At 67.2% G+C, this 21,590-nt stretch carries 15 protein-coding genes and 1 pseudogene; 5 read left to right on the top strand and 11 right to left on the bottom strand.

Annotation, left to right across the window (positions count from 1 at the left end):
* Positions 1 to 69: 69 nt before the first annotated feature.
* Positions 70 to 1,542, bottom strand: coding sequence for an iron-containing redox enzyme family protein (locus tag NRG74_RS05430; protein WP_257705937.1), 1,473 nt, complete (start codon positions 1,540 to 1,542; stop codon positions 70 to 72).
* Between the two features lie 270 nt (positions 1,543 to 1,812).
* On the opposite strand from NRG74_RS05430, the gene NRG74_RS05425 reads away from it, so the two are divergent.
* A complete protein-coding gene (locus NRG74_RS05425) occupies positions 1,813 to 2,730 on the top strand; it encodes a GGDEF domain-containing protein (protein ID WP_017641204.1) in 918 nt (305 codons plus the stop codon).
* On the opposite strand, the gene NRG74_RS05420 is transcribed toward NRG74_RS05425, so the two are convergent.
* From NRG74_RS05420 to NRG74_RS24545, 3 genes and pseudogenes are all read right to left on the bottom strand, one after another.
* On the bottom strand, positions 2,727 to 3,035 hold the full coding sequence (locus NRG74_RS05420; protein ID WP_017641205.1) for a hypothetical protein: 309 nt from the start codon (positions 3,033 to 3,035) through the stop codon (positions 2,727 to 2,729). The genes NRG74_RS05425 and NRG74_RS05420 overlap by 4 nt on opposite strands.
* A gap of 155 nt (positions 3,036 to 3,190) precedes the next feature.
* Positions 3,191 to 3,895 (bottom strand): methyl-accepting chemotaxis protein, encoded by a 705-nt coding sequence (locus NRG74_RS24550; protein WP_437181180.1) that lies wholly within the window; start codon positions 3,893 to 3,895, stop codon positions 3,191 to 3,193.
* 198 nt (positions 3,896 to 4,093) lie between these two features.
* Positions 4,094 to 4,810: pseudogene (locus NRG74_RS24545) on the bottom strand (MCP four helix bundle domain-containing protein); the annotation flags it as partial.
* 225 nt (positions 4,811 to 5,035) lie between these two features.
* Here NRG74_RS24545 and NRG74_RS05410 point away from each other — a divergent pair.
* Positions 5,036 to 8,122 (top strand): hybrid sensor histidine kinase/response regulator, encoded by a 3,087-nt coding sequence (locus tag NRG74_RS05410; RefSeq protein WP_257705935.1) that lies wholly within the window; start codon positions 5,036 to 5,038, stop codon positions 8,120 to 8,122.
* Here NRG74_RS05410 and NRG74_RS05405 read toward each other — a convergent pair.
* Positions 8,119 to 9,435 (bottom strand): APC family permease, encoded by a 1,317-nt coding sequence (locus NRG74_RS05405; protein WP_257705934.1) that lies wholly within the window; start codon positions 9,433 to 9,435, stop codon positions 8,119 to 8,121. The genes NRG74_RS05410 and NRG74_RS05405 overlap by 4 nt on opposite strands.
* Before the next feature lie 393 nt (positions 9,436 to 9,828).
* Here NRG74_RS05405 and NRG74_RS05400 point away from each other — a divergent pair, with 393 nt between their 5' ends.
* Positions 9,829 to 12,723, top strand: a complete 2,895-nt coding sequence (locus NRG74_RS05400; RefSeq protein ID WP_257705933.1) for a PAS domain-containing hybrid sensor histidine kinase/response regulator — start codon at positions 9,829 to 9,831, stop codon at positions 12,721 to 12,723.
* Here the strand turns inward: NRG74_RS05400 and NRG74_RS05395 are convergent.
* Positions 12,720 to 13,634, bottom strand: a complete 915-nt coding sequence (locus tag NRG74_RS05395) for a transporter (protein WP_184288642.1) — start codon at positions 13,632 to 13,634, stop codon at positions 12,720 to 12,722. The genes NRG74_RS05400 and NRG74_RS05395 overlap by 4 nt on opposite strands.
* 108 nt (positions 13,635 to 13,742) lie before the next feature.
* Positions 13,743 to 14,735 carry a helix-turn-helix transcriptional regulator gene (locus NRG74_RS05390; RefSeq protein WP_257705932.1) on the bottom strand — a complete coding sequence of 331 codons (993 nt, stop codon included), beginning with the start codon at positions 14,733 to 14,735 and terminating at the stop codon, positions 13,743 to 13,745.
* A 279-nt stretch (positions 14,736 to 15,014) separates the two neighbouring features.
* On the opposite strand from NRG74_RS05390, the gene NRG74_RS05385 reads away from it, so the two are divergent.
* Entirely contained in the window at positions 15,015 to 15,980 is a 966-nt protein-coding gene (locus tag NRG74_RS05385; protein ID WP_257705931.1) for an alpha/beta hydrolase, read from the top strand.
* A gap of 15 nt (positions 15,981 to 15,995) precedes the next feature.
* Here the strand turns inward: NRG74_RS05385 and NRG74_RS05380 are convergent, their stop codons facing one another.
* From NRG74_RS05380 to NRG74_RS05370, 3 genes are all read right to left on the bottom strand, one after another.
* A complete protein-coding gene (locus NRG74_RS05380) occupies positions 15,996 to 17,165 on the bottom strand; it encodes a D-alanyl-D-alanine carboxypeptidase family protein (protein ID WP_257706559.1) in 1,170 nt (389 codons plus the stop codon).
* A 112-nt stretch (positions 17,166 to 17,277) separates the two neighbouring features.
* Positions 17,278 to 18,660 carry a sensor histidine kinase gene (locus NRG74_RS05375; protein ID WP_257705930.1) on the bottom strand — a complete coding sequence of 461 codons (1,383 nt, stop codon included), beginning with the start codon at positions 18,658 to 18,660 and terminating at the stop codon, positions 17,278 to 17,280.
* Positions 18,638 to 19,315, bottom strand: coding sequence for a response regulator transcription factor (locus NRG74_RS05370; protein ID WP_257705929.1), 678 nt, complete (start codon positions 19,313 to 19,315; stop codon positions 18,638 to 18,640). Before NRG74_RS05370 ends, NRG74_RS05375 begins: the two co-directional genes overlap by 23 nt.
* A 151-nt stretch (positions 19,316 to 19,466) precedes the next feature.
* Here NRG74_RS05370 and NRG74_RS05365 point away from each other — a divergent pair, with 151 nt between their 5' ends.
* A complete protein-coding gene (locus NRG74_RS05365; RefSeq protein WP_064309507.1) occupies positions 19,467 to 20,252 on the top strand; it encodes a substrate-binding domain-containing protein in 786 nt (261 codons plus the stop codon).
* Positions 20,253 to 20,294: 42 nt separating this feature from the next.
* Here NRG74_RS05365 and NRG74_RS05360 read toward each other — a convergent pair whose 3' ends face one another.
* Entirely contained in the window at positions 20,295 to 21,548 is a 1,254-nt protein-coding gene (locus NRG74_RS05360) for an OprD family porin (protein WP_257705928.1), read from the bottom strand.
* Between the last annotated feature and the right edge of the window lie 42 nt (positions 21,549 to 21,590).

Here is a 21,590-nt window from a genome sequence, read left to right as displayed (position 1 = left end):
GGCCGTCACGGGTGGTTCCTTCAATGACAGTCGAAATGAAAAGGACCCTTGCGGGTCCTTGAATAGGGATCAGCCCAACAGGGAGGCGAACAGTCGTGTCGCCAGCAGACCGGCACGGCTGTGGTGGCGCGCCGGTGACAGCTGCTCCACCAGTAATGCCATGGCGGCCGCGCGGCTGGGTTGGCTGGCCAGACGCTGCTCCAATGCGACCTCATCGCTATCGAAGTCGCTCGCCTGGGCCTTGCTCGCATTGGCCGCCGTGCCCTGCTCGGCTTCCAGCGCTGGACACAGACGCTCCTGCTGACGCTGGCGAGCGCGAAAGCTCACCTCGCGGCGCGGCAAGACGGACACCCGCTCGGCGGCCGCCTGCTGCCGGGCGCCGCTGTGCACGAAGTCACCGGCGATCCAGTCGTGAATCAGCTGCTGCTCGTAGGCGGTGAAGACGCCGAACATCTCGGCGCGCTCACCCTGGATCAGGCGCCAGAAGCGACTGTTGGTCGGGTCTTCATGACGCTTGATCCAGCCCTGCTCCTGCATCACCTGGAGGAACTCGGGAATCTGCGCGGGATCGGTCAACCAGTCGCTGACGCTACGGCCACCGATGCGGCAATAGTCCGAATGCACATAGCGGCCAACGGTGCTCTTTTCCGCCAGTACCTCGATCACCGCCTGCTCCAGCTCGAAGCCGCCGATCACCGAGGTGGTGCTGGCGCCCAGTTCATTGAGCAGGTAGCCCTGCACCACGCGCTGGTAGAAGGCAGCGCGGCCTTCGGCGGGCATGGCGTCATGCACGGCTTGCAGCGCCTTGCGCGCATGACCGGTGCCGGCATTGTCGACGGTCACATGCAAGGTGAAGTAATAGGGATCGATACCCAGTTCGTTGAGCTCGTAGGAGGTGATCAGCAGGTGCAGCGGCAGCTGCTCGTAACCGAGGTTGAAACCCAGCACCTCGGGCAGGTAGTGATCGGCGTTATAGGCCAGCGCCAACTGGATGGCGCCCTGGACATAGTGATCGTCGCTCAATTGCGAGAAATCTTCACAGCCATGGCTGGCCAGCAGCTTGCGATAGAGCACCACATGATTCTTATCGGGCTGACCGTCACCCAGTTCCTCCAGGTAGATCTGGATAGCCGCGCGATAGCGCAAGTCGTCCCAGTGGGCGAGCGTGCCATAGAGCCATGCACCATCCACCAGCTTGGTGGGCGCCACGCCACGCAGGAAGTACAGCGCATGGGCCTTGCTGCCAAAATAGCGTCGCGGCGCGCCAGCCTTGCGGTTCGCCAGATAGTCCTGGTACCGGGCGCCGACCCGTTCGTTGTTCTCCAACACCCAGGTTTCCAGTGCCGCGGGATCCGCCGGGAGGTCGGCCTGCATGGCACTCACGGCCTGCAGTTGGTCATCGAGATAGTGCCGCGCCCGCTCCCGCGCACCACCGCTGGGATTCTCCACCAGCAGTTCGCGATAGAGCGTCTTGGCGGGTTCCAAGGCGACGGGAGTCGCCCCAGGGTGCTGGCCGGTCACGGCTCTTGTAGTGGTCTGCATAGAGGGCACATCTGGCAGCTGATGAATACCCTATTCGGCCTGCAGGCCACAGCTTGGTTCCGAGCGGCTCGGGCATACGGGCTAGCCGTCTCGCTTGAAGCCGTCAAACGCCTGCGCCTGCCCGGTCTGCCATTCGTCGGCGAACGCCCCGATCGCCTTACCTGCCTCCTCTCACCGACAACACGGCGACAGGTGACCGGACGACAGACCTCAGTTCCCGCCGCGCCAGGCCGATAACCCGACAATTCGTTCGACTTCCAGGCCCTGCCCATGTCCCCTGTCGATTCCGCTGTCGATCTTCGCGCCCTCCTCGACTCGATCCAGGAGTTCATCGTCGCCAAGGACGGCCAGGGTCGTTGGCTGTTCGTCAACCGTATTGTGCTCGAAGCCTATGCCATGGTCGGCTTCGACTACGTCGGCGTCACCGATGCCGAATTGATCGAACGCTTTCCCGCCTTTGCCGAGGCGTTCGTCTACAACATCCAGACCGACGAACTCGCTTGGCAGAACGCCGCGCCTACGCTGGTCGAAAAGTCCTTCATGGGTCCGGATGGACGTATCAATACCTGGGAAGTGGTCAAGACCCCGCACTTCGACGCACGAGGCGAACGCCGGCTGCTGACCATCGTCAGCCGCAATGTCACCGAACGCAAATTGGCAGAGACCGCCTTGCAGGAAAGCGAGAGTCGCTACAAGTCCCTGGCCTATCTGGATGCCCTGACCGGGGTCGCCAATCGGCGCAGCATTCTCGACCAGATCGCACGCCACAGAGCCAGCGACGCCAGCGGCCCCTGTGCCCTCTTCTACCTGGATCTCGACCGCTTCAAGGCCATCAACGACGAATTCGGCCACGAGTTCGGCGATCTGCTCCTGGTGGCCTTCGTCGCCCGGGTCAGCGCCTGCCTGCGGCGGGAGGATCTGCTCGGCCGTATCGGGGGTGACGAATTCATCGTCTACCTGTGCGATACCACGCCCACTGCCGCCCTGGCCATGGCTGAGCGCCTGTGCCGCGCCCTGCAGGAACCCTGGCACATCCAGGGCGTCACCCTGAGTACCACCTCATCCATCGGCATCGCCCACTGCGCCGATGGCACGCTCAACGTCCATGAGCTGATCCGTCGGGCGGACGCCGCCCTCTACCAGGCCAAGCGGGCTGGACGTGCGCGGGTCGTACTGGCCGAGGCCTAGAGTCGTTCCGTGGGCTGGGCGCGAATCAGGATTTCGCGCTGGCGGAAGGCCGTTTCCAGCTGGCGGCGATAGCCGTCCCACCAGGCTCGATCCAGGGTCTCGGTCATCACTTCGTAGACCAGCAACTCATCGTCCTCGACCCGGTCCGCCTCGTCCTGGCACAGACCTTCGACCGGGGCGCGGCTGAAGGCGGTCAGGCCGCCGAAGCGCTCGACCAACACCTGGCGCACCTCCTGAAACAGCGCCCCTGGCAGGCGCTGGCCGTCATTGTCGTTGAGGGGTAGCAGCAACTGGACGAGGTACATGGCCGTCTCTCCTGGGGTATTGGCTGCAGACCCTGGCGCACCCCGGATGGGTTCCCGTCCGTTGGTCCCGCAACCCCTGCCCGCCAGCAGCCTGGAAACGAAAAGGCCCCACCGAGGAGCTCTCGGCAGGGCCTTTCCTGACCTTTGCGTCCGGATCAGACCGAGAAGCGGCCAACCAGACGATTCATGTCCACCGCCAGGCGCGAGACCTCATGGGCCGCCGCAGCGGTCTGGTGGGCACCGGCCGAGGTCTGGATCGACAGATCGCGGATGCTGACCAGGTTCTGGTCCACCGACCGGGCGACCTGGGCCTGCTCTTCCGATGCCGTGGCGATGAGGAAGTTGCGCTCGTTGATCTCGGTGATGGAGCGGGCGATTTCCTCCAGGGCGGCGCCGGCTTCGTTGGCGATCTTCAGGGTCGCGGTGGCCTCGTCACGGCTGCGCTGCATGGCCTGCACGGCGCCTTCCGAACCGCTCTGGATGCCGCCGATCATCTGCTCGATTTCACGGGTGGATTCCTGGGTCCGGTGGGCCAGGGCGCGCACCTCGTCGGCGACCACGGCGAAGCCGCGGCCCTGTTCACCGGCGCGGGCGGCCTCGATGGCGGCGTTCAACGCCAGGAGGTTGGTCTGCTCGGCGATGCCGCGGATCACATCGACCACGGTAGCGATGCCCTGGGCCTGTCCGGCCAGGGCGACGATCTGTTCGCTGGTGTGGGACACGGTGTCAGTCAGGGAGTGGATGGCATTGACGGTCTCGGTGACCCGGGCCGCGCCCAGACCGGTCGAGCGCTCCGACTGCTGCGCGGACGTCGAGGCCGAGGCGGCGTTGCGCGCCACTTCCTCGACGGCGGCGGTCATTTCGTTGACCGCGGCGGCGGCCTGCTCCACCTCGCCATTCTGGCGCTGCAGGCCACGGCTGGCCTCGTCGGTCACGGCATTCATCTCTTCGGCGGCGGACGCCAGCTGCGTCGAGGCCTCGCCAATGTGGCTGACGGTGTCGCGCAGGGTCTGCTGCATCTGCACCGTGGCGCGCATCAGCTCGGCCATCTCGTCGCGGCCGGTCGCCTGCGCCTCGACGCGCAGATCGCCCTCGGCGATGCGCCGGTTGATGGCCAGCACCTGGCGCAGCGGCTGCAGGATGCTGCGGGTATAGAGCACAGCCAGCACCACGGTGAGCACGATGGCGATGGCGGCAATCACCCCGAGCAGCCAGAGGTTGCGGCTGTAGGTCTGGCTGGCCAGTTCGCCGGCCTGCTTGGCGCCGCGTTCGTTGAAGGTACCCAGGGCCACGATCTTCTCTTGCAGATCGTTGGTCAGCGGACGGATATTGGCATTGGTGAAGGCGGTTCCCTCGCTGGCCGGACGCGTCCGGGCGATGACGATGATCTCGTCGAGACGCGCATCGTAGGCCTTGACGCCAGCGGACACGGCGTCGGCCAATCGTTGCTCTTCAGGCGAGGCGACCAGGGCCTGGTACGCCGCTACCTCCTGCTGCAACTGGCCCCGCGCCTGGGCGATGGTCGCCGCGGCGGTCTGCTTCATCTGCTCGTCTTCCGACGCCACCATGCGCAGGGTTTCCAGACGCAACCTGAGTACCAGGCTATCCATCTTCGCCGTTTGCGCGATGCTGGCCATCCAGTTGGTCTCGACATCCTGTTCGGCCTGGTACAGGGAATTCAAGCCCACGGCCGAAGTAACCGCCAGTACCAGCAGCAACAGGGTAACGGCGGCAAAACACACGGCGGAACGGGCCGACAATTTCAGGGTACGCATGGCGCAACTCCAGGCAGGAAAGGCGTATTCACCCCTTCTGGTCGGCGCTACCGTTACTGGCTGAATAGCCACCCATCGGCGATCAACGGCGTACCCCCCACGAGCTGCAGGCTAGAGCTGACGCGGGCTCCAGGGGAATGTGTCAACCTGACGAGCAACCGCCGCCCTGGCAAAATGCCATGCACAGTCAGGCTAGAATGAGACTTTTCCTCAATCGAAATCCCCATGCCGCCGACGAAGCTTCGCCCTGCGCGTCTGGTCCCCTTGCGCAATCGCCTGCTGGCCATCGCCTTCGCCGGAATCGTGCCCCTGGCGCTGGTAGCCGGCCTGGGACTCTGGCTGCTCGTGCAACACCAGCAGCACGAGGCCGAACAGCGGGCACTGGAGTCCAGTCGCCAAGCCGCGACCACCATCGAAAGCGAATTGCGCCGCTCTGTGACCATTCTCCAGGCGCTGGCCGAGTCGCCCCTGTTGCGGACGGGCGACCTGAGCGATTTCGAAACCCTGGTCGAGCGCATCCTGCCGCTGGTGCCAGGTTGGCGAACGGTGCTGCTCGCCACGCCGGACGGCCAGGTCGTCAGGCGGATATCGAGCGTCAACCGGCCCGTCGGCGGTCCTCTCGCCGAACCGGACAGCTTTGCCCAGGTACTCGCCCAACGCCGGCCAGTGATCGGGCAACTCGGCCGCGGTCCCGCCGGCCTTCTGGCCTTTCCAATCCGGGTCCCGGTGCTGCGCGAGGGTCGACTGAACTTCGTGCTGACCGCGGTGATGACGCCGGAGAGCATCCGCGCGGCGCGCCTGACCCGCGCCCTGCCCAAGGACTGGGTGGGTTCGGTATTCGATCGCCATGGCCGGCGCATCGCTCGTACCAGTCTGCACGAGGAAAGCCTGGGCGAGCCGGCCCTGCCAGGTCTGGCGGAGATCCTGGCGCAGCCGGGCGAAGAAGGCGTCGGCACTTCGCGTACCCGGGAAGGCCACGACGTCTATACGGCCTTCGTGCGCCTGCCCGATTCCGGCTGGACGGTGACCACGGCGATCCCCACCGAAGAGGTGGCCGCGGCCGCCAATCGCTCCTTCGCCCTCTATGGCGGCGGCCTGGTGCTGTCGGTAGCCTTTGCCTGGACGGTAGCCCTGCTGCTGTCACGGCGCATCAACCGTCCGGTGCAGGCCCTGCAGGAGGCCGCTCAGGCCCTGGGCAGGCGCCTGCCGCCGGTATTGCCCGACAGCGACGTGCTGGAGATCCGCCAGGTGGGCGAAGCGCTGCAGGCAGCAGCCGACGCCCGCCGGTTGCTGGAAGAGGAGCGTGACGACTACCTGCGGGGCCTGCAGCTGAGTCAGGAACAGTTGCAGCTGCAGGTCGCCGATCTGGAGGTCCTGCAGCAGCTCAATCATCGCCTGCTGCAATTGCCCTCGCTGTCGCAACAGCTGCAGGAGATCGTCCAGGTTCTCTGCCGCTTTCATCAGACCTCCAAGGGCTGCGTCTCGCTGCTGGAAGACGGCAAGCCGCCGCAGCTGTATTTCGCGGCCGGTTTCTCGGCCGAAGATCAGGCGCAGTTGGCCACCCTGCCGCTGGCGGAAAGTGCCTGTGCCGCCGCCGTACGCAGCGGCACCCGCATAGTGGTGCCGGCGCTGGCGACCGCACCTGAGTTCGCCGCCCTGGGCGCACTGGGCCAGCACCTGGGCTTCTCCGCCCTGCATGCGGTGCCCTTGCGCAGCACCCTGCACGGCACCCTGGGCGCCCTCACCGTGCACCTGCCGGAGGCACGCGAGCCCACGCCGCGCGAGCAGCGCCTGGCCGACCTGTGCGCGTCCAAGGCGGTGCTGGTGATCGATCGTGCCCGTATCCAGGAGGCCGCCTTGCGTTCGCAACGCCGCCTGCGGGTGGCGCTGGAAAGCTCGCAGGTCTCCTTCGGCATCGCCGTGCCCGCTGCCGAAGGCACTTTCGCCTGGGACTATCTCAACCCTATCGGGACCACCACCCTGGGTCTCGACAGCCGTGACGCCAGCGCCCGCCTGCCCTGGGCCAGTACCCGCATCCTGCAGCTCTGCGCGGACCATCAGGCCGAGGAAGTCGCCTGGTCCGTCGAATTGCAGGGACCGGATGCCCAGGGCGCCAGTTGCTGGCTGCAGATCGGCGCCACGCCCTTCGACGGCAACGTCGCGGTGTGGTTTCTGGACATCAGCGAACGCAAGCGCCAGGAGCAGCAGCTGCGCGACAACGATCGGCAAAAGGACGAATTCCTCGCCGTGCTGGCCCATGAACTGCGCAATCCCCTGGCGCCCATTCGCCACGCGGCGGCACTGATCGCCGCGCCGCAGGCGTCGCCCGAACAGCAACAGCGCAGTTGCCAGACCATCGAGCGGCAGGTGGAGCGCATGGGCGCCCTGCTCAACGACCTGCTGGATATCTCGCGCATCACCTTCGGCCGCATCACCCTGCACAATACCTTCGTCACCCTGCAGTCGGTACTCGAGGCAGCGGCCGATGCGACCCTGGCGCCGATGCAGGACAAGCACCAGCGCTTCGACCTGCACCTGCCCGAGGCGCCGCTCTGGCTGTACGCCGACCCGCTGCGCCTGGAGCAGATCTTCGTCAACCTGCTGGGCAATGCCGCCCGCTACACCCCGGAGGGCGGTCGGATCGTGCTCGCCGTCTCCACGGGTGACGAAGAGGTATGGGTGGAGATTGCCGACAACGGCATCGGTATCGCCCCGGAACGCCTGAGCGATCTGTTCCAGATGTTCGGCCAGATCGATCCACGCCTGGCGGAGCGTTCGCCTGGCCTGGGTATCGGCCTGGCCCTTTCCCGCGAGCTGGCACGGCTGCAGGGCGGCGACATCGCCGCCACCAGCGCCGGCCTGGGCCAGGGCAGCCGCTTCACCGTGAACCTGCCACTGACGGTGGCGCCCCCGGCCACAGAGCAGGAGGCCGTGGCGACCGCCTCGGCGGCGCCCGCCACCCGCCGGATCCTGGTCGCAGACGACAACTCCGACATCGCCGACACCATCGCCGAACTCCTTGAGCTGGACGGCCACGAGGTGCGTGTCGCCTACGATGGCCAGCAGGCCCTGACCCTGTTCCAGAGCTACGGTCCCGAGATCGTCATCTCGGATATCGGCATGCCGGGCCTGACCGGTCATCAACTGGCGCGGGCGATCCGCGAGACGCCGGCCGGTCAGGCCGTCAAGCTGATCGCCATGACCGGCTGGGGCCAGGCCCAGGACAAGGCCGAGGCCCTGGCGGCCGGCTTCGATCATCACCTGACCAAGCCGGCCGACATGCAGACCCTCTATGCCCTGGTGGGCGCCTAGGCCGTTACCCGGCGCGCGCCGGCCAGCCGCGTCAGCCCATAGAGCGCCACGCCCACCAGCAGCATCAGCCCGGCGCGCCACCAGGTCGCCGCGCCCTGCTGGGCGATCAGCAGCGCGCAGGAGGCCAGGGCCAGCACCGGGAAGATCCAGTGCACGCGGAAATGCGGATGCTCGACCCGGTCGCGCTTGAGCACCAGCACCGCCAGGTTGGTGCTGATGAACACCACCAGGAGCAGCAGCACCACGGTTTCGGCCAGCACATCCAGGGTGCTGGTGAAGGTCAGGGCGATGGCCACCGCGGTGGTGGCGAGGATGGCGATGCCGGGAGTCTGCCGCCGTGGCAGCACCCGGCCGAGCACCGCGGGCAGCAGGCCTTGACGAGCCATGCCGTAGGCCAGACGGCTGGCCATGATCATGGTCAGGAGCGCGCCATTGGCCACCGCGATGAGCGCGATGACGGCGAACACTCGGGTCGGCACGCCCAGGCCCGAGGCGCCGAGGACGTCCATCAGCGGCGCACCCGAGGCCTTGAGCTGCGCCACCGGCAGCACCAGGGCGGCGCCGGCGCCTACCAGCATGTAGACGATACCGGCGATGACCAGGGCGCCAAACAACGCCCGCGGATAGACCCGGCTGACGTCCCGTACCTCTTCCGCCAGGTTGGCCGAGGTCTCGAAGCCGACGAAGGAGTAGAAGGCCAATAGCGAAGCACTGAGAATGGCCACGGTGGCCGAGGGCGCATCCACTTCCAGTAGCCGCGCCGGCTCGCCCTGCCCCTGGGCGACGAACCAGGCCGCCGCCGCGATGACGATCACCAGACCTGACAGCTCGATCAGGGTCATCACCAGATTGACCGACAGCGACTCCTTGATGCCGCGCGCATTGAGCAGGCCTATCAACAGCAGAAAGCCCAGGCAGACCCAGCTGGCGGGCCAGGGCACCAGCGCCTGCAGATAGCCACCGGCAAAGGCCACGGCCAATCCCGCGGCGCTGGTGACCCCGGCGGCCAGCATCGAGAAGCCCACCAGGAAGGATAGCCAGGGCCGCCCGAAGGCCCGTTCGGCGAACACCGCCGCCCCGCCGGCCTTGGGGTACTTGGTGACCAGCTCGGCATAGGAGGCCGCGGTCAGCAGGGCGAACAGCAGGGCAATCAGCAAGGGGGCCCAGATGGCGCCGCCGACCCGGCCGGCGATGGTGCCCGCCAGGGCATAGACGCCCGCGCCCAGGACGTCGCCCAGGATGAAGAACAACAGCATGGGCAGGGTGATGGCGCGTTTGAGTGCGCCCGGTGCGGCTGCAGATTCCTGGGCCATGCGGTGGTGCTCCTTGAGCGATCGAAGGGAAAGCGGCGAACCCTTGCCGGGTCCGTCTCGTGCAACCGTAGAGAGCGCGGGCGACGACCGGGTTCCAGGCGCGGACCGTTCATCCAGCGAACCTGCGGACGCCTTGCAGGCCTGGCCGTCGCTCAGACGTGCCGGTTTCGCTGCCCTGCCCGCCTCGCTTGCCCTGCTCTAGGCCAGGCGACTGGACCAGGTCGCCGTCTCGCTCGAAGGCGCAGTGCTTTTCTCGCGCTGGAGCGTCCTCTCATCCAGTCGGCTTGCCGATCAGCGGCAGAGGCTTTTCTGCCCGAAGCGCGCCCGCCACACTCTGGCGTTTTTCGCGGTCCAACCCTCCCGTGACCGCTTTCGCCGAGGATTTCCAGCAAGATGAGTGAGGTACCCCTGGCCACGCTGACCCGCGCAGAGCTCGAAGCCGAAGTTCTGCGCCTGCGTGCCGCCCTGCAGCCTGCCGCGCCTCGCCCCAGCAAGGCTCGTAGTCGCGCGGTGCTGGAAAGCACCACCCAATTCGCCATCGTGGTCAGCGACCGTCAGGGGCGCATCACCGATTGGAATCCGGGTGCCGAGCAGGTCATGGGCTGGAGCGCTCGGGAGATGATCGGCGAGCAAGCCTCACGTTTCTTCACCCCCGAAGACCGCGCCAACCATCGCGCCGAATACGAGATGGCCAAGGCCCTGAGGGACGGCAGCGCCCTGGACGAGCGCTGGCACCTGCGCCAGGACGGCCAGCGCTTCTGGGCCTCGGGGGAGATGATGGCCCTCACCGACGAAGACGGGGAGCCCCTGGGCTTCGTCAAGATCCTGCGCGATCGCACCGTCGAACACCTGGCGGGCCTGGCGCTCAAGGAAACCCAGGAGCGTTATCGCCTGGTGGCCGAAGCCACCAACGACGCCATCTGGGATTGGGACTTCAACAGTGGCCAGGTCCTGTGGAACGAAGCCCTGACCACGGCCTATGGTCACCTGCCGGAAATCGTGGAGCCCACTGGCAGCTGGTGGCTCGGCCAGATCCACCCGGACGACCGCGCGCGGATCGATGCCTCCATCCACGGGGTGATCGACGGCGACGGCACGGTCTGGACCGGCGAGTACCGCTTCCTGCGGGCCGACGGCTCCTATGCCCTGGTGTTCGATCGCGGTCGGGTGATCCGCGACAGCTACGGACGCCCGACGCGGATGATCGGCGCCATGCTGGACATGAGCCAATTGCAGACCGCCGAAACCGCCCTGCGCAAGAGCGAGGAACGCTTTCGCGCCATCATCGAGACCATCGGCTCGGCCTTCGCCATCGTCCAGGTCAAGTTCGACGCCGACGACAAGCCCATCGACTACCGCTTCCTGGAGGCCAACCCGGCCTTCGAACGCCAGGCCGGGGTCAACCTGCGCGGCAAGTGGGTGACCGAATTCGCCCCCAACCTGGAACGGTTCTGGTTCGATACCTACGGCCACGTGGCCAAGACCGGCGAGCCGGCGACCTTCGAGAACTACGCCAACACCTTCGAGCGCTGGTTCGATGTCCGCGCCGTGCGGGTGGGCGATCCCGACGAACGCCAGATCGCCATCCTCTTCAGCGACGTGACCGAGCGGCGCAACGCCGAGGAACGGCTGCGCATCAGCGAGGCCCTGGCGCGGGAAAACATCGAGCGGGTGCAGCTGGCTCTGTCCGCTGGCGCCATCATCGGCACCTGGCACTGGGACCTGCCCACCGACCGATTCACCGTGGACGAGGCCTTCGCCACGGTCTTCGGCCTCGACCCGCGCCTGGGTCGTGAAGGTCTGAGCCTGGCCCAGGTGGTGACCAACGTCCATCCCGACGACAAGGACGGTCTCGCCCACGCCATCGACGTCGTGATCGCCCAGGGCGGTCCCTTCGCCCACCAGTACCGGGTACGGCGCGCCGATGGCCGCTACTATTGGATCGAGGCCAATGGCCGGGTCGATCACGCCGCCGACGGCACCCCGCTGCACTTTCCCGGGGTGCTCATCGACGTCGAGGAGCGGCGAGCCATCGAAGCCGAGCGGGACAAGGCCCTGGCCGCCCTGCGGACCCTCAACGAGACCCTGGAGATCCGGGTCGCCGAACGCTCGGCCGAGTTGATGCAGGCCGAGGAAAAGCTGCGCCAGTCGCAGAAGATGGAGGCGGTCGGCCAGTTGACCGGCGGCCTCGCCCACGACTTCAACAACCTGCTGGCCGGCATCTCCGGTGCCTTGGAGTTGATGGAGACGCGCATCGCCCAGGGACGGCTGCGCGAACTCGATCGCTATCTGGTGGCCGCCCAGGGCGCCGCCAAGCGCGCCGCCGCCCTCACCCACCGACTGCTGGCCTTCTCCCGGCGCCAGACCCTGGCGCCACGCCCGGTGGACGTCAACCAGCTGATCGATGGCCTCACCGAACTCATCCAGCGCACCGTGGGTCCTGGCATCCAGGTGGAAACCGTCGGCGCCGCCGGCCTCTGGCCCGCCCTGGTGGACCCCAGCCAGTTGGAGAATTCGCTGCTCAATCTCTGCATCAATGCCCGCGACGCCATGCCCAAGGGCGGTCGCATCACCATCGAAACCGCCAATCGCTGGATGGATCGTGAAATCGCCCGCGCTCAGGACCTGCCGGAAGGCCAATACCTGTCGCTGTGCGTGACCGATACCGGGGTGGGCATACCGCCCGAGGTCGCCGCCCGGGTGTTCGAACCCTTCTTCACCACCAAGCCCATCGGCCAGGGCACCGGCCTGGGCCTGTCGATGATCTATGGCTTCGCTCGTCAGTCAGGCGGCCAGGTGCGGCTCTACTCCGAAGTCGGCCAGGGCACCACCCTGTGCATCTACCTGCCGCGCTACCTGGGCGAGTCACCGGCCGCCGAAGGCCTGGCCACCCGCCTGGACGTGGCCGGTACCAGCCAGGGCGAAACGGTGCTGATCGTCGACGACGAGCCGACGGTGCGGATGCTGGTCATGGATATTCTCGAAGACCTCGGCTACGCGGTGATCGAAGCGGCCGACAGCCTGACGGGTCTGAAGATTCTGCAATCGGACGTGCACCTTGACCTGTTGATCACCGACGTCGGCCTGCCCGGCGGCATGAACGGGCGGCAGATGGCCGATGCGGGGCGCCAGTCACGCCCGGGGCTCAAGACGCTGTTCATCACCGGCTATGCCGAGAACGCCGCCATCGGCAATGGCCATCTGGATCCCGGCATGGAGATCCTCACCAAGCCCTTCGCCGTCGATGCCCTGGCGGCGCGGGTGCGCGAGATGATGGGTGCGGTCTAGAAGCTGGCGCCGAGCTTCAGCGCCACGGTATAGCCCTCTGCCCGGTTGCGCGCCTCGAATTCCTTGTAGGCGTGCAGCCAGATGGCCGGCAATCCCGAGGAGGGGTCGAAGAAGCTGAGCGCCGGCCCCAGTGCCAGCGTCCGGGCACGGTTGCCGCGGGTCAGGCCGGGGGCGTCGTCGTCGCTGAGCTGGCGGTAGTAGTAGCCGCCCAGGCCCGCGGTCCAGGGGCCGAAATGCTGGCCGACGGCGAATTCGTGGCGATACTCCACCCCGCTGCGATAGTCGGTGGCCGCGTTGCGCGCATTGAGGTCGACCTGGAAGCTGGACGACAGCTCCAGTCCACTCGGGCTGATATAGCTGGCGTTGAGGATCGGCGAGACCGTCCAGTGGTTGGTCCCGGGGCTGACCAGGCGATCCTTGTCGTAGTCGCCGGTAGGTGCCTGGATCGACAGCTGGGTGTTGATGCCGACGCCAGGCGCTGGCTCCCAGGCGAGGATCAGCGGAATCAGCTGCAGATCGGCCGGGCGGAACAGCTCGGCGCTGTCGCTGAACACGCGCTGGCCGCCGGCGTTGATGCCGAGATCGGCGTCCATGCGAAAGAACACCGAGACCGCGCCGAAGCCGTAGCGCGCACCGAACAGCTGCTGGTCGGTCATGCGTAGATAGGCCAGGCCGATGGCCAGGACGTTGATGTTGAAATCGTTGCCATCGTCCTTGCCATGGCTGTCCTTGATCACCCGTGCCTGATAGTCGCTGAAGCGTAGGCCGACCGTACCGAAGGGCGTCGACGGCGGCATGAAGCCGGCGCCGAAGTCCTGCACCCCGGCCGCGGTGGTCGGCATGCCCTTTTCGGTGGCGTGGGTGGTGGCGGCCAGCGCGGCGAGTGACAGGACGGCGGCGCGAGTCAGCATTCCGGGCAGAGACGGCATGGCAGGATTCCTCAGGGCATTCGAGCGGGCGAGCGAGGCCTCACCGGGCACGGGCGGCGCCCAGTCTTGGCATAGGGGATCAGGGGAGGATCAGTCCGGCGCGGCGGCGACCTGTTGGGCGATCTGCGCCTTGCGGTTGACGCCGAGCTTCTCGTAGATGCGCCTCAGGTGATGGCGGACCGTGGCCGGCGCCATGCCCAGGCTGCGGGCGACTTCCTTGTAGGTCTGGCCCAGGGCGAAGCACTGGGCCACTTCCAGTTCTCGGGCGCTGAGGCGTTCCGCCGAACTGCGCCGACGCGCCTTGAGCAGCAGCAGATCGCCCAGCGGCTGGGCATCGAGCTGCAGGGTGCGGCCCTGGTAGGTGCCCTGAGGATCGCAGGCGGGCGGCAGGCGATTGCCCTGCCAACCCTCCCACTCGCCGGCCAGCAGGGCGGCGAAGCCGGGCTCCATGGACAGCAGCACGCCATAGCGATCACACACCGCCAGGGCCGTTTCGTCGAAGCTGCCCTGGCTGTCTCTCAGGGTCGCCAGGGTGCGCAGGCAACTCTCGCGCTCGGCATGCAGCAGGTGTGGCATCAGCCATTCCACCAGTTGGCATTCCAGCGCGGTGAAAGGCGTGGCGGGATCCTCGCGGAACAGCGTGAGGTGCACGCCCAGGCGGGTCTGGTCGTCGGTGAGCACGATGCGCAGGCCATGGGCCAGGCCATACCGCTGCCCCAGGGCAGCCAGGGCCGGCGCAGCCATCTGGTCCCGGCAATCGAACAGCTGACAGCGGCCCTGCTCCTGATGCAGGTCGCCGAGGGCGTGGTCCTCGGCCTTGAGGGCATCCCATTCCCGGGTATAGCTGCCGGGCAGCCCCAACAGGAAGGTGCTGTGCGCCACGGGGACGCCGTCGCGCCAGGCGGAGTTGCCCCACCAGGCCTTGTCGAAGGCGACCAGGCGCTGCAGTTGCTCCAGCGCCTGGGCATGGAATTCGGTGATGGCCCCGCCACGCAGGCGGGCCTGCAGCGCCAGGACGACCTGGCTGAAGCGAGCGACCACCGCGCTGGGCACGCTGCAGGAAACGACGGCTGACTGATCCATGCTACCCCCATTGTTTTGATTGTCGTTGGGTAGGATGCCGGCCCCCTGACGGGGCCTGGCTTGGGTCCGAGTCTACCGTACCGCTGCGGCGCGCCTATCGTTCAGATGCAGGATAGGCCGCCCTCTGCTACCCGCGCGTCCGCGCAACGGCCGCGCGCGAACCGGGGTCCAACGCGGGTCGCCATCGTTCATCTGATCGATAGACCCGCCCGTGACCTCCGGCGAGGCTGGCGGCGACCCGGCGTCCATCCTGGCGCCCGGGACCACAGGAGAAGCCCCATGCCCGACGTCTTCGCGCGCCTCACTCCCGAGGTCGCCGGCCTGCTGGCGCAGCTGGCCGCCCACCCGCAGCCGCCGCTGGACAGCCTCACCCCGGAGCAGGCGCGCGCCGCCTATGTGCAGCTGAATCGCGCCCTCGGCCTGCCGCCGATGCCAGTGACGCGGGTGGAGGCGCTCACCGCGCCAGGTCCCCTCGGCCCCATCCCGTTGCGTCTCTATCGGCCCTATGCGGAAGACGCTCGACCGCGCCCGCTGGTGGTCTATCTGCACGGCGGTGGCTGGGTGATCGGCGACCTGGACAGCCATGATTCGCTCTGCCGCCAGATCGCCCTGGGCACCGACTGCGCGGTGCTGGCGGTGCACTATGCCCTCGCCCCGGAACATCCGGCGCCAGCCAGTCCCGATGATGTCCTGGCCGTCCTGCGCTGGCTGGCCGAGGCCGGCAGCGCCTTCAACCTCGATCTCGACCGCGTCGCCGTGGCCGGCGACAGTGCCGGCGGCGGTCTGGCCGCCATGGCCGCGCTGCACCTGCGCGAGGGTCCGCTCAGGCTCAAGGCCCAGGTGCTGATCTATCCCGGCGTCGACAACACCCCCGAAGCCTGGAAGCACCCTTCGCGGATCGAGAACGCCCAGGTCCCACCGCTGACCCGGCCGATGATGGATTACTTCTCCGGCATGTACCTGCAGGACGTAGATACCCGCGATCCGCGGGTGTCGCCCCTTTATGCCTCCTCCCACGCCAATCTGCCGCCAGCGCTGATCTTCGGCGCCGAATGCGATGCCCTGCGCGACGATGCCCGTCTCTATGCCCAGGTGCTGATCGGCGCCGGCAACGCCGTGGAGTACCACGAGCTGCCGGGCATGATCCATGGCTTCATCGAGATGCTCGGGGTGCTGCCGAGTGTGCGCTGGACCCTGGCGCGGATGAACGCCTTCCTGCGCGAGCGTCTGCAGCAGGAGGCCTGATTACGCCCCCGAATGTCAGACCCGACCGAACCAGTGCAGCACCAGCCGGTAGAGATGCTCCGGCCAGCGTGACCACCAGCCGGCCTGCTCCACCGCCTCTAGGGCTACCAGCGGCCGGGTCTGCAGGATGCGCTCGCCAGCCACCAGCTCCAGGCGCCCGACCACCGCGCCCTGGGCGATGGGCGCCACCAGCGGCTCGTCCAGCACCAGGCGGCGCTCGGGCGGTTGCTGACCCTTGGGGCGGGTCAGCACCACGTCCTGGGTCACCCCTACCGGCAGGGTCGACTGCTCGCCTTCCCAGATCGCCGGGGTGCCCAGGGCGACGCCGGCCTGGTCCAGGGTCTGGTTCTCGAAGAAGCGATAGCCGTAGGTCAGCAGCTTCTGGGTATCCGCCGCGCGGTTGTTGATGGAGTTGGAGCCGAACACCGCGGTGATCAGCCGGCGCCCATCGCGCAGTGCCGAGGTCACCATGCAATAGCCAGCCGCCTCGGTATGGCCGGTCTTGAGACCATCCACGCTGTGATCGCGCCAGAGCAGCAGATTGCGATTGGGCTGGCGGATACCGTTCCAGGTGAAGTACTTCTTGGCATAGAGCTCATAGTAGGCCGACTCGTCCTGGATGATGGCCCGCGCCAGCAGCGCCATGTCGTAGGGCGAGGAGAAGTGTTCGGGGTCGGGTAGCCCGGTGGGATTCATGAAGTGGCTGTCGTGCAGGCCCAGGCGCTGCGCGGTGGCGTTCATCAGGCTGGCGAAGCTCTCGTTGCTGCCGGCGATGTGCTCGGCCAGGGCCACGCTGGCGTCGTTGCCCGAATCGATGACGATGCCCTGCAGGAGATCGTGCACCGACACCGGGGTGCGCGGATCGAGAAACATCCGCGAGCCCTCGGTACGCCAAGCGTGCTCGCTGACGGTGACCTGATCGTCGGCCTTGAGCTGACCGGCCTGGATATCGCGGGTCGCCACATAGACGGTCATCAGCTTGGTCAGGCTGGCCGGCGGCAGGTGCTCGTGGGAATCCTCCTCGGCGATCACCTGGCCGGTGGTGGCATCCATCAGCACCCAGGCCTTGGCCGAGAGCTGGGGTGGCGAGGGAATGAGCACATTGGCGGCGGGCGCAGCGGCGGGCGCGGCCTCGACCTGGCCGAGCCAGGCGAGACCCAGGGCGGCGAGACCGAGGCAGAGCAAGGGGTGTTTCACGGGCGACGGATCCGGTGTGGCAGTGGGGCCCGCCATCCTGGGAGCGCCCTGCCCCGGTCTCAAATGAAGGAAAGTGAAGAAAAATTTAGGAAGCCGCGCCTCAGCCGGCGCTGTTGATGACCACCCGGGCGCCCACCGGCTCGGCCGCTTCGATGCTCAGGCTGAAGCCATGCAGGCGGACGATGGCCGCCACCAGCGACAGGCCCAGGCCGTAGCCCGGCTGTTGGCGACTGGCATCGCCGCGATAGAGTCGCCGCAGCACGCTCTCCCGCTCGGCTTCGGGAATGCCGGGGCCGTCGTCGATCACCTCGATGCGCACCGCGGTGCCGACCCCGCGTGCCACCAGGCGCACCTGGCCACCCTCGGGGGCGAACTTGAGGGCGTTGTCCAGGAGATTGACCAGGGCCTCGAACAGCAACTCGGCGTCGCCCTGCACCTCCGGCAGTTCCTCACCCAGTTCCAGGCTCAGGGTCTGGGCCTTTTCCTGGGCCAGGGGCTCGTAGAAATCATGGGCCTGGCGCAGCAGCGCGGCCAGATCGAGGGGCGCGAAGGCCATGCGCCGCCGGGTGTCCTCCAGCTCGGAGATACGCAGCAAGCCCTGGAAGCGCGACATGATGGCTTCGGTCTCGGCCAGAGCTTCACCAAGGCTATCGGCCTGGGGTTCGGCCAGCGGCAGCTGCTGCAACTGGTGCAGGCGCGCCCGCAGCCGCGTCAGCGGGGTGCGCAGATCATGGGCGATGCCGTCGCAGACCCCCTTCACCTCGTGCATCGAGCGCTCCAGCTGGGCCAGGGTGGTATTGACCGCATCGGCCAGCATGTCCAGTTCGTCGTGCCGCGGTGATAGCGGCAGCCGCTCCTCCAGATGACCGGCGACGATCCGCTCCAGGCTGCGTTGCAACCGTTCCACTCGCCGCAGCGGGCGCCGCCGCAACAGGTGCCAGCCCACCAGTCCGGGAATCAGGGTCAGTGACAGCCCCCAGAACAGCGCCTGGCCGATGATGCCGCCCACCGCCGAAATGGAACCGCCATCGCGGGCCAGCACCAGGATGCGGCCGTCCGCGCGGCGCTGCAGAAAGGCATGGCTGCTGCGCGTCTCGTCCAGGGCGTCGGAGGTCCGAAGTCCCCGCTGCAGGTAGTGCACTTGGCCATCGTCCGGCAGGTTGCGCAAGAGCTTGACCAGGTTGCCGGCGACATAGCGACCATCGGCCTCGAACAGGCCGTAGGCGTCGATACCGGGCATGGAATAGACCTCGCTGGCCTGCAGCTCGCCCAGCAGGTCGGCATCCGCCACCTTGCCGTAGTAGTGCGCCCGCTGCAGCAGGGTGCGCTCCGCCACGGCGCCCAGATAGCCGGAGATCTGCCAGTAGAGCACCCCGGTGAAGACCGCACCCCAGGCCACGAAGAGCAGCGCATAGAGCGCCAGCAGGCGACTGCTCCCCGAGCGCCAGCGCCTGCCGGCCCTAGTCCGGGACGACGAGGACATAGCCAGCTCCGCGGACGGTATGCACCAGCGGCCGCCCCGCCCGCTCGATCTTGCGTCTCAGCCGCCCCATGTGCACGTCGATGATGTTGGTGCCCGGATCGAAGTGATAGCCCCAGACCTGCTCGAAGAGCATGGTGCGGGTCACCAGTTGGCCGGCGTTGCGCATCAGGTAGGTGAGGATCTTGAATTCGGTGGGCAACAGGGCGATGGCCTCGCCGGCGCGGGTCAGGGTGTTCTCGATCAGGTCCAGGGTCAGCTCCCCCACCCGCAGCTGGTGACTGGCGGACTGGGCCATCGGCCGCCTGAGCAGTGCCTCCAGACGGGCCATCATCTCCACCAGGGAAAAGGGCTTGGTCAGGTAGTCGTCACCGCCACATCTCAGACCGCGGACGCGCTCGTCGACATCGGACAGGGCGCTGAGCATCAGCACCGGGGTGGCGATGCCGAGGCCACGCAGGGTGCTGACGATGGTCAGGCCGTCGAAATCCGGCAGCATGCGGTCGAGGGTGATGATGTCGTGGCCGCCGGCGATGGCCGCGGCCAGGCCGTCGCGGCCGGTGCGTTCCCAGCGCACCTGATAGTCTTGCGCCTGCAATTCGCTGGCGATGGCATGGGCGGTCACCTCGTCGTCTTCGATGACCAAAGCCTGGGTCATAGCGGCCTCTGGATCTGGCGCCCGGTCTGGCGGACCGGACACCCTAGGGAAAACCACCAGGCCGGTAAATTAAATTTTTCTTCATTCGGACTAACGCGCTCCCGCCTTGCCCGCGGTCTATCGTCGGTCTTTTCACCCTGGAGTCACCACCATGTTTCGACGTTTGCCCACCCTCGCCCTCGGCGCCCTGCTGCTGGCTTCCACGCCGCTGCTGGCGGCGCAACCCGCCACCACTCTCACGGTGCTGAGTTCGGGCGGGATCATGGGCGCCATCCGCGAGGTCGCGCCGGCCTATGAAAAGGCCACCGGCGTGAAACTGGACATCGCCGCCGCGCCGTCCATGGGCGACACGCCCCAGGCCATCCCCCAGCGCCTGGCCCGCAACGAGCCGGCCGACGTGGTGCTGATGGTGGGTTCGGCCTTGGACAAGCTGGTCGCCAACGGCCAGGCGCTCAAGGACAGCCGCGTCGACCTGGGGCAATCCTTCATCGCCATGGCGGTACGCAAGGGTGCCCCCAAGCCGGACATCTCCACCATGGAGGCTTTCAAGCAGAGCCTGGAAAGCGCCCAGTCGGTGGCCTATTCCGATAGCGCCAGCGGCGTCTACCTGGCGCACATCCTCTTCCCGCGCATGCAGCTGAGCGACGCCTTCAAGGCCAAGGCGCGCATGATCCCCGCCGAGCCGGTGGGCGAAGTCGTCGCCCGCGGTGACGCGCAGCTGGGCTTCCAGCAACTGAGCGAGTTGAAGCCGGTGCAGGGTATCGACATCGTCGGCCTGATCCCCGACCAGGCGCAGAAGATGACCCTCTATTCCGGTGCCGTGGTCAGCAAGAGCACGCACCCGGATGCCGCCCGCGCCCTGCTGCAGTACCTGGCCTCGAAGGACGCCGCCAAGGCCATCCAGGACAGCGGCCTCAAGCCGATTCCCGCGCAGTGAACCCCAGGGGAGTCGCCCTCGCGACTCCCCTCCTCCCCTCTACTACCAGAGCGCCAGGTCGTAGGTCAGGTACAGGCGATTGCTGTCCCGGCCACGGGCGAAGTCGGCGCGATAGACATAGTTGCGCAGCTTGACGCCGAACCCCTTGAGCGAGCCCTTGGGCACCATGTAGGCCAGTTCCACATCGCGTTCCCACTCGTGCAGGCCTTCGCTGCCGGAGCGGCCGTTGTCGCCGCTGATGTAGCGGGTCATGAAGGTCAGCCCGGGCAGCCCGAGCGTCTTGAAGTCGTAGACGTAGCCGAGCAGCCAGGTCTTCTCGTCTTCCTCGATGAACTTGCCGATGCCGACGTTGCTGAAGGAATAGACGGTGGCACCGCTGATGTAAGGCAGGCCGGCATCCCCGCTCAGCTTTTGCAACCCCGCGCCGACCGTATGGCCGCTGTGGGAATAGGTCAGTTGGCCGCTGAGCATGTCGTTATCGATCTTGCCCGCGTAGGCCGCGCCCGTGTCGCGACTCTTGAAGTAACGCAGGTCGCCCGTCAGCACCCCGCCGGCGAGCGGCAGGTCATGCTGGATACCGGCGAAATCCTGGCGATAGAAGTTGTTCAGCTCACCGTGGAAGTAGCTGAGCCTCAGGCTCTTGCTCACCTGGTACTCGGCACCGCCGTAGCTGAAATTGCCGGACTGGCTGCCGCTGTAGCCGTCGGGAAAGAGGCCGTTGCTGTCGGTGGAATCGCGCAGCTTGAAGCGATCGAGGTGGGTCAGGGTCAGCGTCAGGCCCTGGATGTCGTCGCTGGTGACCTGGGTGCCCTGGTAGGTCTGGGGCAGCAGGCGGGCATCGTTGTAGACCAGCACCGGGGTCTTGGGCAACAGGGTGCCGTGCTTGACCACCGTCTTGCCCAGCCGCGCCTTGGCGGTGGCGCCGAAGGCGCTGGCCTCCGCCGCCGCCCGCCCGTCGCTGTGCACCGGCCACAATCCAGTACCACTACGCCCGCGCCCGGAGTCCAGGCGCACGCCCAGCAGGCCAAGGGCGTCCAGGCCGAAGCCAAGGGTGCCCTGGGTGAAGCCCGAGCGGTAGTCCAGCAGGAACCCCTGGGCCCACTCGGTGCGCTCGCTCTTGGCCGTGGCAGCGGCGCGCGCGCTCAGGCCCTGTTCGTCGCGGAAGTTCTCGTTGAAGTAGACGTTGCGCAGTTGCAGCTTGAGCTTGCTGTCTTCGAGGAAGCCGGCGGCGTCGGCGAAGGGCATACAGGCGCACAGGGCGGCGCAACCCGCGCCACTCTTGAGGAGTTGGGACATGAGAGAGTCTCTTGTTGTTTTTGGAATGGGACTGCAGCGGGC

Source organism: Pseudomonas oryzihabitans, assembly GCF_024652905.1.
GTDB classification, from domain to species: Bacteria; Pseudomonadota; Gammaproteobacteria; order Pseudomonadales; family Pseudomonadaceae; genus Chryseomonas; species Chryseomonas benzopyrenica.
The sequence above is the reverse complement of the archived record's forward strand: the minus strand, read 5'-3'. Positions and strand labels throughout refer to the sequence as shown.